This window comes from Streptomyces sp. NPDC002643 (genome assembly GCF_053592555.1).
The window spans coordinates 126,162-140,272 of the sequence record NZ_JBSFVY010000010.1 but is presented as its reverse complement, the minus strand read 5'-3'; the positions used below and the strand labels follow the sequence as shown (position 1 = coordinate 140,272).

9 protein-coding genes are annotated in these 14,111 nt (G+C 69.7%); 6 read left to right on the top strand and 3 right to left on the bottom strand.

Annotated features, from left to right (window positions below; translation table 11 throughout):
* Positions 1-333: 333 nt before the first annotated feature.
* Both gltB and ACWD4G_RS17345 read left to right on the top strand, forming a co-directional pair.
* Positions 334-4,947 carry a glutamate synthase large subunit gene (gene gltB / locus ACWD4G_RS17350; protein ID WP_451294410.1) on the top strand — a complete coding sequence of 1,538 codons (4,614 nt, stop codon included), beginning with the start codon at positions 334-336 and terminating at the stop codon, positions 4,945-4,947.
* Entirely contained in the window at positions 4,940-6,400 is a 1,461-nt protein-coding gene (locus tag ACWD4G_RS17345) for a glutamate synthase subunit beta (protein WP_451294145.1), read from the top strand. The genes gltB and ACWD4G_RS17345 overlap by 8 nt, the downstream gene beginning before the upstream one ends.
* A 168-nt stretch (positions 6,401-6,568) precedes the next feature.
* Here ACWD4G_RS17345 and ACWD4G_RS17340 read toward each other — a convergent pair whose 3' ends face one another.
* Entirely contained in the window at positions 6,569-7,498 is a 930-nt protein-coding gene (locus tag ACWD4G_RS17340; protein ID WP_451294143.1) for a rhomboid family intramembrane serine protease, read from the bottom strand.
* Positions 7,499-7,708: 210 nt separating this feature from the next.
* Here ACWD4G_RS17340 and ACWD4G_RS17335 point away from each other — a divergent pair, with 210 nt between their 5' ends.
* Both ACWD4G_RS17335 and qcrB read left to right on the top strand, forming a co-directional pair.
* Positions 7,709-8,428 carry a vWA domain-containing protein gene (locus tag ACWD4G_RS17335; RefSeq protein ID WP_451294141.1) on the top strand — a complete coding sequence of 240 codons (720 nt, stop codon included), beginning with the start codon at positions 7,709-7,711 and terminating at the stop codon, positions 8,426-8,428.
* A 186-nt stretch (positions 8,429-8,614) separates the two neighbouring features.
* Positions 8,615-10,291 (top strand): cytochrome bc1 complex cytochrome b subunit, encoded by a 1,677-nt coding sequence (gene qcrB / locus ACWD4G_RS17330; protein ID WP_451294139.1) that lies wholly within the window; start codon positions 8,615-8,617, stop codon positions 10,289-10,291.
* Here the strand turns inward: qcrB and ACWD4G_RS17325 are convergent.
* Both ACWD4G_RS17325 and ACWD4G_RS17320 read right to left on the bottom strand, forming a co-directional pair.
* A complete protein-coding gene (locus ACWD4G_RS17325; protein ID WP_451294137.1) occupies positions 10,266-11,297 on the bottom strand; it encodes an acyl-CoA dehydrogenase family protein in 1,032 nt (343 codons plus the stop codon). The genes qcrB and ACWD4G_RS17325 overlap by 26 nt on opposite strands.
* A gap of 67 nt (positions 11,298-11,364) precedes the next feature.
* Complete coding sequence (locus tag ACWD4G_RS17320) at positions 11,365-12,504, bottom strand: acyl-CoA dehydrogenase family protein (RefSeq protein ID WP_451294135.1); 1,140 nt, start codon at positions 12,502-12,504, stop codon at positions 11,365-11,367.
* A gap of 48 nt (positions 12,505-12,552) precedes the next feature.
* Between ACWD4G_RS17320 and ACWD4G_RS17315 the strand changes: the two genes are divergently transcribed.
* Together ACWD4G_RS17315 and ACWD4G_RS17310 are read left to right on the top strand one after the other, a co-directional pair.
* Positions 12,553-13,395 (top strand): SDR family oxidoreductase, encoded by an 843-nt coding sequence (locus tag ACWD4G_RS17315; protein WP_451294133.1) that lies wholly within the window; start codon positions 12,553-12,555, stop codon positions 13,393-13,395.
* 58 nt (positions 13,396-13,453) lie between these two features.
* Positions 13,454-14,065 (top strand): TetR/AcrR family transcriptional regulator, encoded by a 612-nt coding sequence (locus ACWD4G_RS17310; RefSeq protein ID WP_451294131.1) that lies wholly within the window; start codon positions 13,454-13,456, stop codon positions 14,063-14,065.
* Positions 14,066-14,111 lie beyond the last annotated feature (46 nt).

The window sequence follows — 14,111 nt, the reverse complement described above, 5'->3', positions numbered from 1 at the left end:
GTAAGCGCCGCTGGCAATGACGCCCGCGCCGCACCTTCCAGCAGTACCTCCAGTAGTGGGCGATGCCGCCCCCTGCGTCCGAGTCGATGGACATGGATCTGTCCGGCTGACTCCACTTACTTCCGCCGCCGTGCGCAGCACCCGCTCCGCGCTCGCGGCGTCCCGCATGTTGGAACGATTTATCCACTTCCCGAGAATCGCTCCATCATGTAACCTGCACGAAATTTTGCACTTTACGCAGAGGGCCAGCGTCGTCCCTCGGCAATTTGCTCCCCCAGAGCCCTTGAGGGCCTGGGAGGAACCTCCAGCCAGATGACGACGACGGGAGAGCCGATGCGTACGCCGCGCCAGCCGTCCCAGCATTCCGCGAATGGCCAGAACTGGTCGTTCATGGATGCTCGCCCTGCTGCGCAGGGTATGTACGACCCGCGCAACGAGCGCGACGCCTGTGGCGTCGGCTTTGTGGCCACCCTCACCGGCGAGGCGAGCCATACGCTGGTCGAACAGGCGCTCACGGTTCTGCGCAACCTGGAGCACCGAGGTGCCACCGGCTCCGAGCCCGACTCGGGTGACGGCGCCGGCATCCTCTCCCAGGTACCGGACGCGTTCTTCCGTGAGGTGGCCGGATTTGAGCTGCCCGAGGCCGGCTCGTACGCCGTCGGTATCGCCTTCCTGCCCGAGGATGGCTCCGACGAGGCTGCCGCCCGTATCGAGGCCATCGCCGACGAGGAGGGCCTGACCGTCCTCGGCTGGCGCGAGGTGCCCGTCGCCCCCGAACTGCTCGGCGCCACCGCCCGCTCGACGATGCCCGTCTTCCGGCAGATCTTCGTCAGCGACGGCGCCGCCGCGTCCGTCGCGGGCATCGACCTCGACCGCAAGACCTTCGTGCTGCGCAAGCGCGCCGAGCGCGAGGTCGACGTCTACTTCCCCTCGCTGTCCGCGCGGACCATCGTCTACAAGGGCATGCTGACCACCGGCCAGCTGGAGCCCTTCTTCCCGGACCTGTCCGACCGCCGCTTCGCCTCCGCGATCGCGCTCGTGCACTCCCGGTTCTCCACGAACACCTTCCCGTCGTGGCCGCTCGCGCACCCGTACCGCTTCGTCGCGCACAACGGCGAGATCAACACGGTCATGGGCAACCGCAACTGGATGCGCGCCCGTGAGTCCCAGCTGGTCTCCGATCTGTTCGGTGAGCAGGACAAGCTGGAGCGGATCTTCCCGATCTGTACGCCGGACGCCTCCGACTCCGCCTCCTTCGACGAGGTCCTGGAACTGCTCCACCTGGGCGGCCGTTCGCTTCCGCACTCCGTGCTGATGATGATCCCGGAGGCGTGGGAGAACCACGACTCCATGAACCTCAAGGACACAGCCCGACGCGCGTTCTACCAGTACCACTCCACGATGATGGAGCCCTGGGACGGCCCGGCCTGTGTCACCTTCACCGACGGCAAGCAGGTCGGCGCCGTTCTCGACCGCAACGGTCTGCGCCCCGGCCGCTACTGGGTCACCGACGACGGCCTCGTCGTCCTCGGCTCCGAGGTCGGCGTCCTCGACATCGAGCCCTCCAAGGTCGTCCGCAAGGGCCGGCTGCAGCCGGGCCGGATGTTCCTCGTCGACACCGTCGAGCACCGCATCATCGAGGACGACGAGATCAAGGCCGCCCTCGCCGCCGAGCAGCCGTACGCGGAGTGGCTGGAGGCCGGGGAGATCGAGCTCTCCGACCTGCCCGAGCGTGAGCACATCGTGCACACCCACGCCTCGGTCACCCGCCGCCAGCAGACCTTCGGTTACACCGAGGAGGAGCTGCGCGTCATCCTCGCCCCGATGGCGAAGGCCGCCGCCGAGCCGATCGGTTCGATGGGTACGGACTCGCCGATCGCCGCGCTCTCCTCGCGCCCCCGGCTGCTGTTCGACTACTTCACCCAGCTGTTCGCGCAGGTCACCAACCCGCCGCTGGACGCCATCCGTGAAGAGCTGGTCACCTCGCTGCGCTCCTCGCTGGGCCCGCAGGGCAACCTGCTGGAGCCGACCGCCGCGTCGTGCCGCAGCGTCACCCTGCCCTTCCCGGTGATCGACAACGACGAGCTGGCCAAGCTCATCCACATCAACGCCGACGGCGACATGCCTGGTATGAAGGCCGCGACCCTGTCCGGTCTGTACCGGGTCAGCGGTGGCGGCGAGGCGCTGGCCGCGCGGATCGAGGAGATCTGCGCCGAGGCCGACGCGGCCATCGACAACGGCGCCCGGCTGATCGTCCTGTCCGACCGGCACTCGGACGCCGAGCACGCGCCGATCCCGTCGCTGCTGCTCACCGCGGCCGTCCACCACCACCTCATCCGCACCAAGCAGCGCACCCACGTGGGCCTGCTGGTCGAGGCCGGTGACGTCCGCGAGGTCCACCACGTCGCCCTGCTCATCGGCTACGGCGCCGCCGCCGTCAACCCCTACCTGGCGATGGAGACCGTCGAGGACCTCGTCCGCGCCGGAACGTTCCTCTCCGGTATCGAGGCCGAGCAGGCGATCCGCAACCTGATCTACGCCCTCGGCAAGGGCGTCCTGAAGGTGATGTCCAAGATGGGCATCTCCACGGTCGCCTCCTACCGCGGCGCCCAGGTCTTCGAGGCCGTCGGTCTCGCGGACGACTTCGTCGAGAAGTACTTCAACGGCACGGCCACCAAGATCGGCGGCGTCGGCATCGACGTCATCGCCCAGGAGGTCGCCGCCCGCCACGCCAAGGCGTACCCGGCGTCCGGCATCGCGCCGGCCCACCGCGCCCTGGAGATCGGCGGCGAGTACCAGTGGCGCCGCGAGGGCGAGCCGCACCTGTTCGACCCGGAGACGGTCTTCCGCCTCCAGCACTCGACGCGCACCGCCCGCTACGACATCTTCAAGCAGTACACCGGGCGCGTGAACGAGCAGTCCGAGCGCCTGATGACGCTGCGCGGCCTCTTCGGCTTCAGGAGTGACCGTCCGTCGATCTCCATCGACGAGGTCGAGCCGGTCTCCGAGATCGTCAAGCGGTTCTCGACCGGCGCCATGTCGTACGGCTCGATCTCCCGCGAGGCGCACGAGACGCTCGCCATCGCCATGAACCAGCTGGGCGGCAAGTCCAACACCGGTGAGGGCGGCGAGGACCCCGAGCGTCTGTACGACCCGGCGCGGCGTTCGTCGATCAAGCAGGTCGCCTCCGGCCGCTTCGGTGTGACGAGCGAGTACCTCGTCAACGCGGACGACATCCAGATCAAGATGGCCCAGGGCGCCAAGCCCGGTGAGGGCGGTCAGCTGCCCGGCCACAAGGTGTACCCGTGGGTCGCCAAGACGCGTCACTCGACGCCGGGCGTGGGCCTGATCTCCCCGCCGCCGCACCACGACATCTACTCCATCGAGGACCTGGCCCAGCTGATCCACGACCTGAAGAACGCGAACCCGCAGGCGCGGATTCACGTCAAGCTGGTCTCCGAGGTCGGCGTCGGCACCGTCGCCGCGGGCGTCTCCAAGGCCCACGCGGACGTCGTCCTCATCTCCGGCCACGACGGTGGCACGGGCGCTTCCCCGCTCACCTCGCTGAAGCACGCCGGTGGTCCCTGGGAGCTGGGCCTCGCCGAGACCCAGCAGACCCTGCTGCTCAACGGCCTGCGCGACCGCATCGTCGTCCAGACCGACGGCCAGCTCAAGACCGGCCGTGACGTGGTCATCGCCGCGCTGCTCGGCGCCGAGGAGTTCGGCTTCGCGACCGCGCCGCTGGTTGTCTCCGGCTGCGTCATGATGCGCGTCTGCCACCTGGACACCTGCCCGGTCGGTATCGCCACGCAGAACCCGGTCCTGCGCGACCGGTTCTCCGGCAAGGCCGAGTACGTCGTGAACTTCTTCCGGTTCATCGCCGAAGAGGTCCGCGAGCTGCTGGCGGAGCTGGGTTTCCGCTCCATCGAGGAGGCCGTCGGCCACGCCGAGGCGCTCGACGTGACCCGCGCGGTCGACCACTGGAAGGCGCAGGGCCTGGACCTGGCCCCGCTGTTCCACGTACCCGCGCTGCCCGAGGGCGCGGTGCGCCACCAGATCATCGAGCAGGACCACGGTCTGGCGAAGGCCCTCGACAACGAGCTGATCAAGCTCGCCGCCGATGCCCTCGCCGCCTCGGACGCCACCGACGCCCAGCCGGTCCGCGCCCAGGTCAAGGTCCGCAACATCAACCGCACGGTCGGCACCATGCTCGGCCACGAGGTGACGAAGAAGTTCGGCGGCGCGGGTCTGCCCGACGACACCATCGACATCACCTTCACCGGCTCGGCGGGCCAGTCCTTCGGCGCCTTCCTCCCGCGCGGCGTCACGCTGCGCCTTGAGGGCGACGCCAACGACTACGTCGGCAAGGGCCTCTCCGGCGGCCGTGTCATCGTCCGCCCGGACCGGGGCGCCGACCACCTCGCCGAGTACTCGACGATCGCGGGCAACACGATCGCGTACGGCGCGACCGGCGGTGAGCTGTTCCTCCGCGGTCGTACGGGTGAGCGGTTCTGTGTCCGTAACTCCGGGGCCCTGGTGGTCTCCGAGGGCGTGGGCGACCACGGCTGCGAGTACATGACCGGCGGTTACGCGGTCGTCCTCGGCGAGACGGGCCGCAACTTCGCGGCCGGTATGTCGGGCGGTGTCGCGTACGTGATCGATCTGAACCGCGACAACGTGAACGTCGGCAACGTCGGTGCCGTGGAGGCGCTGGACGACTCCGACAAGCAGTGGCTGCACGACGTGGTGCGTCGGCACGCCGAGGAGACCGGCTCCACGGTCGCCGAGAAGCTGCTCGCCGACTGGGACGCGTCCGTGGCCCGCTTCAGCAAGATCATCCCCAGCACGTACAAGGCAGTGCTCGCCGCCAAGGACGCCGCCGAGCGAGACGGTCTCTCCGAGACCGAGACCCACGAGAAGATGATGGAGGCGGCGATCAATGGCTGACCCGAAGGGCTTCTTGAACCACGGCCGCGAGGTCGCCAAGTCCCGCCCCGTCGACGTACGGCTGAAGGACTGGAACGAGGTCTACGTTCCGGGCTCGCTGCTGCCGATCATCTCCAAGCAGGCGTCCCGCTGCATGGACTGCGGCATCCCGTTCTGCCACAACGGCTGTCCGCTCGGGAACCTCATCCCCGAGTGGAACGACTACGCCTACCGCGAGGACTGGGGGGCGGCGAGCGAGCGCCTGCACGCCACCAACAACTTCCCGGAGTTCACCGGCCGTCTGTGCCCCGCCCCGTGCGAGTCGGCCTGCGTCCTCGGCATCAACCAGCCGGCCGTCACCATCAAGAACGTCGAGGTCTCGATCATCGACAAGGCATGGGACAGCGGCGATGTCGCGCCCCAGGCCCCCGAGCGGCTGTCCGGCAAGACGGTCGCGGTCATCGGCTCCGGCCCGGCGGGCCTCGCGGCCGCCCAGCAGCTGACGCGGGCCGGCCACACGGTCGCCGTCTACGAGCGCGCGGACCGCATCGGCGGTCTGCTCCGGTACGGCATCCCCGAGTTCAAGATGGAGAAGCGGCACATCAACCGCCGTATCGAGCAGATGCGCGCGGAGGGCACCCGCTTCCGTACGGGCATCGAGATCGGCCGCGACCTCAAGGCGACGGACCTGAGGAAGCGGTACGACGCCGTCGTGATCGCCGCCGGTGCGACCACCGCCCGTGATCTCCCCGTCCCCGGGCGGGAGCTGAAGGGCGTCTACCAGGCGATGGAGTACCTGCCGCTGGCCAACAAGGTCCAGGAGGGCGACTACGTCACCTCCCCGATCTCGGCCGAGGGCAAGCACGTCGTCGTCATCGGTGGCGGTGACACGGGCGCCGACTGCGTGGGCACCGCCCACCGCCAGGGCGCGGCCTCCGTGACCCAGCTGGAGATCATGCCGAAGCCGGGCGAGGACCGTGCCCCGCACCAGCCGTGGCCGACCTTCCCGATGCTCTACAAGGTCACCTCCGCGCACGAGGAGGGCGGCGAGCGGGTCTACTCCGTCTCCACCACCCACTTCGAGGGCGACGAGGACGGCAACGTCCAGTGGCTGCACCTCGTCGAGGTCGAGTTCATCGAGGGCAAGCTGACGCAGAAGCCGGGCACGGAGCGCAAGATCCCGGCCCAGCTGGTCACCCTGGCGATGGGCTTCACCGGCACCGACCGGGAGAACGGCCTGGTCGAGCAGTTCGGCCTGGAGCTGGACGAGCGCGGCAACATCGCCCGCGACGCCGACTTCCAGACCAACGTTCCGGGTGTCTTCGTCGCCGGTGACGCCGGCCGCGGCCAGTCCCTGATCGTCTGGGCGATCGCCGAGGGCCGCTCCGCGGCACGCGGCTGCGACCGCTTCCTGACGGGCGCGAGCGACCTTCCGGCACCGATCCGGCCCACGGACCGTTCGCTGATGGTCTGACGATCAGAAAAACACCGGTGACCTGACGGTCGCCCCATGAACGTCCCGTACAACGGCGTACGGAACATTGACGGCGCCTGCCCGCCAGTCCCCGACCGGACGACTGGGCAGGCGCCGCCGCATGTTCGGGGCGTGTTCGGCGGCGCCTGCGGTGTCCGCGGCAGGCCCTCAGCCCGTCATCGACGCCACCTTCCCCACCGCCAGCACCACCAACAGCGCCAGCATCACCACGCACGCCCCCGCCTGGATCAGGGTCCTCTGCCGGTCCCTCGGGGCGTACGCGAAGGCCAGCGCCACCGTGCCGCCCGTCAGGAGTCCGCCCAGGTGGCCCTGCCAGGACGTGGCGACCGCCGAGATGACCAGCCAGATCAGGAGGCCGGCCATGAAGCGGTTGATGCCGGCGGGGTCGGCGCCGAGGCGGCGGGCGAGGACGTAGTACGCCGTGCAGACGCCGAAGATCGCGCCGGAGGCGCCCACCGTGCCGGCGTCCGGGGCGAGGAGGAGGACGAGGACCGAGCCGCCGAGGGCGGAGAGCAGGTAGAGCGCCAGATAGCGGGATCGGCCGAGTTGGGCCTCCACGGCCCGGCCGACGTTCCACAGCGTGACCATGTTCATCACGATGTGGAGGATGCCGAACGTGCCCTCCGTGGGTGGGAGATGGAGGAACGCGCCGGTCAGGAGGCGGTACCACTCGCCCTCCGCGACGCCCTCGGGCTGGAAGCCGGACGGGTGGACCGCCTGCCAGACGTAGTGGATACCGTCCGGGCCGACCAGCCCCCGGCCCAGCATCGCGAACTCGTCCACGATCGCCGGGCGGACGAGTTCGGCCACGTAGACGAGGACGTTGAGGGCGATCAGTGCGTACGTCACCACCGGCACGGCCGAGATACGGCCGCCGAACGCCGTACGGGCCTGGCGGACCGTCCGCGCGCCCTCCTTCACGCACTCCGGGCACTGGTGGCCCACCGCCGCGTCATGCATGCAGTCGGGGCAGATGAACCGGTCACAGCGCGTGCAGCGGACGTACGACTCCACCTTCGGGTGGCGGTAGCAGGTCGTGACGGTGGGCTCGGGATGCGAGGGGGACTCGGGTTCCACTGCCGGCTCCTTGTATGTGCCATGTGCGGTGCGGGACTGATGACGAGCCGGTGAGGACGGCGGCGAACAAAATAGCGAACGATCAGGGACGGGTGGGGAGGGGGAGGTCTTCGGGGAGCACGGCAGAGGCAATCCCGTCACGGGCGACCCCGTGAGCCCGTAGTCTCGGGCCCTCGTCGAATTCTCCCCGTACGGCAGGAGGGCACCCCTATGTCCGCGATCAGCCTCAGCAAGGTGAGGGAGACGGCCCCCGCGCTCGTGGACCTCTACAAGGCCGCCGGGGTCTCCCTCGACAAGCACGGGCTCAAGGGGCAGCGGGCCGCCGTCTATCTCGTGGTCGACCACAGCGGTTCCATGCGGCCGTACTACAAGGACGGTAGTGTGCAGGCCCTCGCGGACCGCGTGCTCGGGCTGTCCGCGCAACTCGACGACGACGGGAGTGTGCCGGTCGTCTTCTTCTCCACCGGGGTCGACGCGGTGACGGAGATCGGTCTCGCCGATCACCGGGGGAGGATCGAGCGGATCGTGGCGGGGCTCGGCCACATGGGGAAGACCAACTACCACCTGGCCATGGACGCCGTCATCGACCACTATCTCGGCTGCGGCGCCGAGGACCCGGCGTTCGTCGTGTTCCAGACGGACGGCGGGCCGACCAGCAAGTTCGCCGCGGAGCGGTATGTGTGCAAGTCCGCCCGTCTCCCCCTCTTCTGGCAGTTCATCGGCTTCGGTGATCCGGACAGCAGGCAGTTCGACTTCCTCCGGCGGCTGGACGAGCTGGCCGTGCCGGGCAAGCGGGTCGTCGACAACGCCGGGTTCTTTCACGCCGGTTCGCGTCCGGGGGCCCTGTCGGACGGGGAGCTGTACGACCGGTTGTTGGGGGAGTTCCCGAAGTGGCTGGTCGAGGCGAGGGCCCTGGGGATCGTCGGGTAACCGGTCGCAGGGATGCCGTATCGGCATGTCCCACCCATGGCATCTCCCATCCGTTGCATGTCACATCCGCGCGCTCGGGTTCGTCGAGTAAGGCGTGGAAGCGGAGTGGCGTAAGTGGGGAGTGTTCCCCATTTACAGCGCGGGGTGTGCGTGCCACTCTGGGACGAGCCGAGGGGAGGGCTGCGCATGGACGGCGTGCGGGCGGGCAAGTCGGACGGCGGTGGTGCGAGGGGAACTGCGACGGGCGGTCGGGGGAGGGGCGCCCCGCCGGGCAAGGGGGAGCGCGTCGCGGACTGGGCCGACGGGCGGCTCGGGATCTACGGCATCGCCAAGGCCAATCTGCGCAAGGTGTTTCCGGACCACTGGTCCTTCATGCTCGGCGAGGTCTGTCTCTACAGCTTCCTCGTGCTGATCCTCACCGGGGTCTATCTGACGCTGTTCTTCGAGCCGAGCGGCGTGGAAGTCGAGTACAACGGCACGTACGAGCCCCTCAACGGCGTCCTCATGACCCGGGCCTACGAGTCCACACTGGAGATCAGCTTCGACGTACGCGGCGGTCTGCTGATCCGGCAGATCCATCACTGGGCGGCACTGGTCTTCGTCGCCGGGATGCTGGTCCACATGATGCGGGTGTTCTTCACCGGCGCCTTCCGCAAGCCCCGCGAGATGAACTGGCTGTTCGGCTGGACGCTGCTGTTCCTCGGCATCCTCACCGGTCTGACCGGCTACTCGCTCCCGGACGACCTGCTCTCCGGCACCGGCATCCGCTTCACCCAGGGCGCCATCCTGTCCCTCCCGGTCGTGGGGACGTATCTGTCGTTCTTCCTGTTCGGCGGGGAGTTCCCGGGGCACGACATCATCTCGCGGCTCTTCCCGATCCATGTGCTGCTGCTGCCCGGGATCATGCTGGGGCTCGTCGTCGCCCATCTGATCCTCGTCTTCCACCACAAGCACACCCAGTACCCCGGGCCCGGAAGGGACCAGAAGTCCGTCGTCGGCATGCCCTTCATGCCGGTCTACATGGCGAAGGCCGGCGGCTTCTTCTTCCTCGTCTTCGGTGTGCTGACGTTCATGGGCGCGATCGCGACCATCAACCCGGTGTGGGCCTTCGGGCCCTACCGCCCCGATCTCGTCACCACAGGCGCCCAACCCGACTGGTATCTCGGCTTCTCCGAGGGCCTGATCCGGGTGATGCCGGGATGGGAGATCAACGCCTTCGGACACACGCTCGTCCTCGGCGTCCTCATCCCCTTCACCCTCTTCCCACTGATCCTGCTGGCCATCGGCGCCTACCCGTTCGTCGAAGGCTGGATCACCGGCGACAAGCGCGAGCACCACATACTCGACCGGCCCCGGAACGTCCCCGTCCGCACCGCCCTCGGCGTCGCCTGGCTGAGCCTCTACGGTGTCCTGCTGATCGGCGGCGGCAACGACATCGTCGCCACCCATCTGCATCTGTCCATCAACGCCATCACCTGGTTCGTCCGCATCGGCTTCTTCGTCGTGCCCGTCCTCGCCTTCGTCGTCACGAAGAGGATCTGTCTGGGGTTGCAGCGGAGGGACCGCGACAATGTGCTGCACGGCCGTGAGACCGGCATCGTCAAACGGCTGCCGCACGGCGAGTACGTCGAGGTCCACGAACCGCTCTCCCAGGGGCGGTTGTTCACACTCACCCAGCATGAGCAGCCGCCGCCGTACGAGATCGGGCCGGTCGTCGACGCGGGCGGTGTACGGCGCCGGGTCAGGGCCGTCGACCGGGTGCGCGCCCGGCTCGCCCGGGCCATGTTCGGGCCGGGGACGCACATCCCGAAGCCGACGGTGGAGGAGTACCGGGAACTCACGAGCAGCGATCACCACCACTGAGATCACCGCCGGTGAGCGGCTCCGGGTCCTGGGTGCCCAACGCCCGCCGGGCACCCAGCACTTCGTCCCTGCACTCCGCCGGGCTGCCCCAGGCCGTCCTGAGCGCGCGGGCCTTGGTCAGCCACAACGACAGGTCGTACTCGGCGGTGTAGCCGATCGCCCCGTGCAGTTGGAGCGCCGTACGGGCGGTGGTGTACGCCGCCTCGCAGGCCGTGACCTTGGCCGCCGCCACATCCGCCGGGCCCATCGTGACCGCCGCTCCGAAGACCAGCGGACGCGCGAACTCCAGGGCCACCTTCGCATCGGCCAGCCGGTGCTTCACCGCCTGGAACGAGCCTATGGGCACCCCGAACTGGGACCGCTGCCTCACATACGCCACCGTCCGGTCCAGCAGGGCGAGCCCCACGCCGAGCGCCTGGGCGGCGACCGCGAGACGGGCCCAGAGGAGGGCGTGGGGGAGGGGCGGGCGCGCGGAGAGCACCTCGCCGCCGGAGGCGAGAGGGGTCAGCCGACGGGCCGGGTCCAGGGAGGGGCGGACCGGGCCGTGGCCGGGGGACAGCCGCAGCTCGTCGGCGGCGGTCACCGAGAGGCGGGTCGTCGCCGCGTCACCGTCCAGGGCGTACGAGGCTGAGGGCGCCGCGACCGTGGCCATGGCCTCGCCCGACACCAGTGCCGGGAGGAGCCGCTTGGCCGGGGCCGGGTCGTCCAGGGCGGCCAGCAGGACCGTCGCCGTGACCGTCTCCACCAAGGGGCCCGGCACCGCGTGTCTGCCCAGCTCCACGAAGGCGGCGGCCAACTCCACGGGAAGGGGTCCCACACCCTCGTACGCCTCCGGAACGGCCAGTCCGAACACGCCCAGCCGCCCGATCCGCGCCCACAGCTCCCGCCCGGCCCTGTGCTCGCCGCGCGCCCAGTCCCGTACGACCGCCGGGGTGTCCGAGGCCGCCAGCAGCGCCGCCAGCGACTCCGTGAACGCCCGCTGCTCGGTGTCGAGGAGGAAACGCATCAGCGATGCCCTTTCGGAAGCGCCCGGTGCGGGCCGCGAGGGTGGCGCCCGTCGCTGAGGTCATCCATCAGCGCCGTCCCTTCGGCAGGCCCAGCAGCCGTTCCGCGACGATGTCGCGCTGGATCTCGTTCGTACCGGCGTAGATGGGGCCCGCCAGGGAGAAGACATAGCCCTCGGACCATGCCGTGTCGGCCAGCTCGCCCTCCTCGTCGAGCAGTTCCAGGGCCGTCTCGTGCAGGGAGATGTCGTACTCGGACCAGAAGAGCTTGTTCAGGCTGGACTCCGGGCCGATGGGGGTGCCGTCGAGGAAGCGGGAGGCGGCGGCGTAGGTGAACAACTGATAGGCGCGGGCGCCGATCAGGGCGTCGGCCACTCGGGCGCGCTCGGCGGACGGCCGCCCGCGCGTGTGCCACAGGTCGTGGAGCCGGGCGGCCGAGGCCAGGAAGCGGCCGGGGGAGCGGAGCATCAGACCGCGTTCGTTGCCCGCCGTCGCCATGGCGATGCGCCAGCCCTGGCCGGGGGCGCCGATGACGTCCTCGTCGGGGACGAACACCTCGTCGAGGAACAGCTCCGCGAAGGCCGGCTTGCCGTCGAGGCGGCCGATCGGGCGGACCGTCACACCCGGGGCGCGCAGGTCGAACATCAGATAGGTCAGGCCCTGATGCGGCTTCGGGGTGCCCGGCTCGCTGCGGAACAGGCCGAACGCCCGGTCCGCGAAGGCCGCCCGCGACGACCACGTCTTCTGGCCGCTCAGCAGCCAGCCGCCTTCCGCGCGCACGGCCCTGGAGGTGAGCGACGCCAGGTCCGACCCGGCCTCGGGCTCCGACCACGCCTGCGCCCAGACGACCTCGCCGGAGGCCATCGACGGCAACACGCGCGCGCGTTGCTCCTCCGTGCCGTGGTCGAAGAGTGTCGGGGCGAGGAGATGGATGCCGTTCTGACTGACGCGGCCCGGGGCGCCCGCCGCGTAGTACTCCTCCTCGAAGATCAGCCACCGTAAGAGGCCCGCGTCACGGCCGCCGTACGCCGTCGGCCAGTTCACCACCGACCAGCGGTCCGCGCACAGCTCGGCCTCCCACGCGCGATGGGCGGCGAAGCCCTCCTCCGTCTCCAGGGAGGGCAGCGGCTCGGGCGGCACATGCGCGCGCAGCCACGCGCGCGCCTCGGCGCGGAAGGCCTCGTCGGCGGGGGAATGGGCCAGGTCCACGGCCACCCCTCCTTCCCTAACAAGTGTTTGGTAGGTTAGCGTGCTGTCATGAAGAACGTCGAGGCCCCGGCGTACGTTCCCGGGCACGGACTGCTCCGCGGACGCACCGCCGTCGTCACCGCGGCGGCCGGCGCGGGCATCGGCGGGGCGACCGCGCGACGCCTCCTGGAGGAGGGCGCCCGCGTGATCGTCAGCGACGCCCACGCCCGAAGGCTCAAGGAGTACGAGGACCGGCTGACCCAGGAGTTCGGGGCCGGGCGGGTCGGGGCGGTGGCGTGCGACGTGACCGACGACGCACAGGTACGCGCCCTGTTCGAGGCCGCCGTACGGGAGCACGGGCGACTCGACATAGTCGTCAACAACGCCGGGCTCGGCGGCACTTCGACCCTCGTCGACATGAGCGACGAGCAGTGGTCACGCGTGCTGGACGTGACGCTGAACGGCACCTTCCGCTGCATACGGGCGGCACTGCGGCTCTTCCGTGAGCAGTGGCGAGGCGGCCGTGAGCAGGGGAACGACGGCAGAGAACGTGAGCGTCGCGGCGATTGCGGGGTGATCGTCAACAACGCCTCCGTCGTCGGATGGCGGGCCCAGGCCGGGCAGGCGCACTACGCGGCGGCCAAGGCCGGGGTGATGGCGCTGACCAGGTGCGCGGCGCTGGAGGCCGCCGAGTACGGGGTGCGGGTCAACGCGGTCTCGCCGAGCCTCGCCATGCATCCGCATCTGGTGAAGGTCACCACACCCGAACTGCTGGAGGAGCTGACCGCGCGGGAGGCCTTCGGACGGTACGCGGAACCCTGGGAGGTGGCCAACGTGATCGTCTTCCTCGCCTCCGGCTACTCCTCGTACATGACGGGCGAGATCGTCTCCGTCAGCAGCCGGCACCCCTAGGCCGCCCCCCTGCCGACCAGCCCACACCCCGCCGACCGGAGCAGCCCACAATGGACGTGTGCCGACCAAGAAGAAGCCCCAGGTGACCGCCGCGCCCGCCCGCCGCCGCGAACTCCTCGACACCGCCGCCGAGGTCTTCGCCGAGCAGGGCTACAACGCCACCACCGTACGCAAGATCGCCGACCACGCGGGCATGCTCGCGGGCAGCCTCTACTACCACTTCGACTCCAAGGAGTCGATGCTGGAGGAGATCCTGCGCACCTTCCTCGACGAGCTGTGGAACGGCTACGACGCCGTCCTGGACGCCGAGCTGAGCCCGCGCGAGACGCTGGCCGCCCTGGTCACCGAGTCGTTCCGGGAGATCGACCGGCACCGCGCGGCCGTCGCGATCTACCAGAAGGAGAGCAAGCAACTCGTCGCGCAGGAGCGGTTCGCGTTCCTCGTCGAGTCGCAGCGCAGATTCGAGAAGGCCTGGCTGTCCACGCTGGAACGCGGGGTCGCGGCCCGGGTCTTCCGGGACGACCTCGACATGCGGCTCACCTACCGCTTCGTCCGCGACACCGTCTGGGTCGCCGCCTCCTGGTACCGGCCCGGCGGACACCACAGCCCCGAGGAGATCGCCCGGCAGTACCTGTCGATGGTGCTGGACGGGATCGCCGTACGCACATAGCCGTCGAAGTGCCCTTCAGCCGTTGAAGGGACCCTTGCCGAGAGGG

Excerpts from the sequence above, each read along its gene's own strand:
- ACWD4G_RS17335 (WP_451294141.1), top strand. The coding sequence starts at position 7,709 with ATGTCCGCGATCAGCCTCAGCAAGGTGAGGGAGACGGCCCCCGCGCTC.
- ACWD4G_RS17345 (WP_451294145.1), top strand. The coding sequence starts at position 4,940 with ATGGCTGACCCGAAGGGCTTCTTGAACCACGGCCGCGAGGTCGCCAAG.
- gltB (WP_451294410.1), top strand. The coding sequence starts at position 334 with ATGCGTACGCCGCGCCAGCCGTCCCAGCATTCCGCGAATGGCCAGAAC.
- qcrB (WP_451294139.1), top strand. The coding sequence starts at position 8,615 with ATGGACGGCGTGCGGGCGGGCAAGTCGGACGGCGGTGGTGCGAGGGGA.
- ACWD4G_RS17315 (WP_451294133.1), top strand. The coding sequence starts at position 12,553 with ATGAAGAACGTCGAGGCCCCGGCGTACGTTCCCGGGCACGGACTGCTC.
- ACWD4G_RS17325 (WP_451294137.1), bottom strand. The coding sequence starts at position 11,297 with ATGCGTTTCCTCCTCGACACCGAGCAGCGGGCGTTCACGGAGTCGCTG.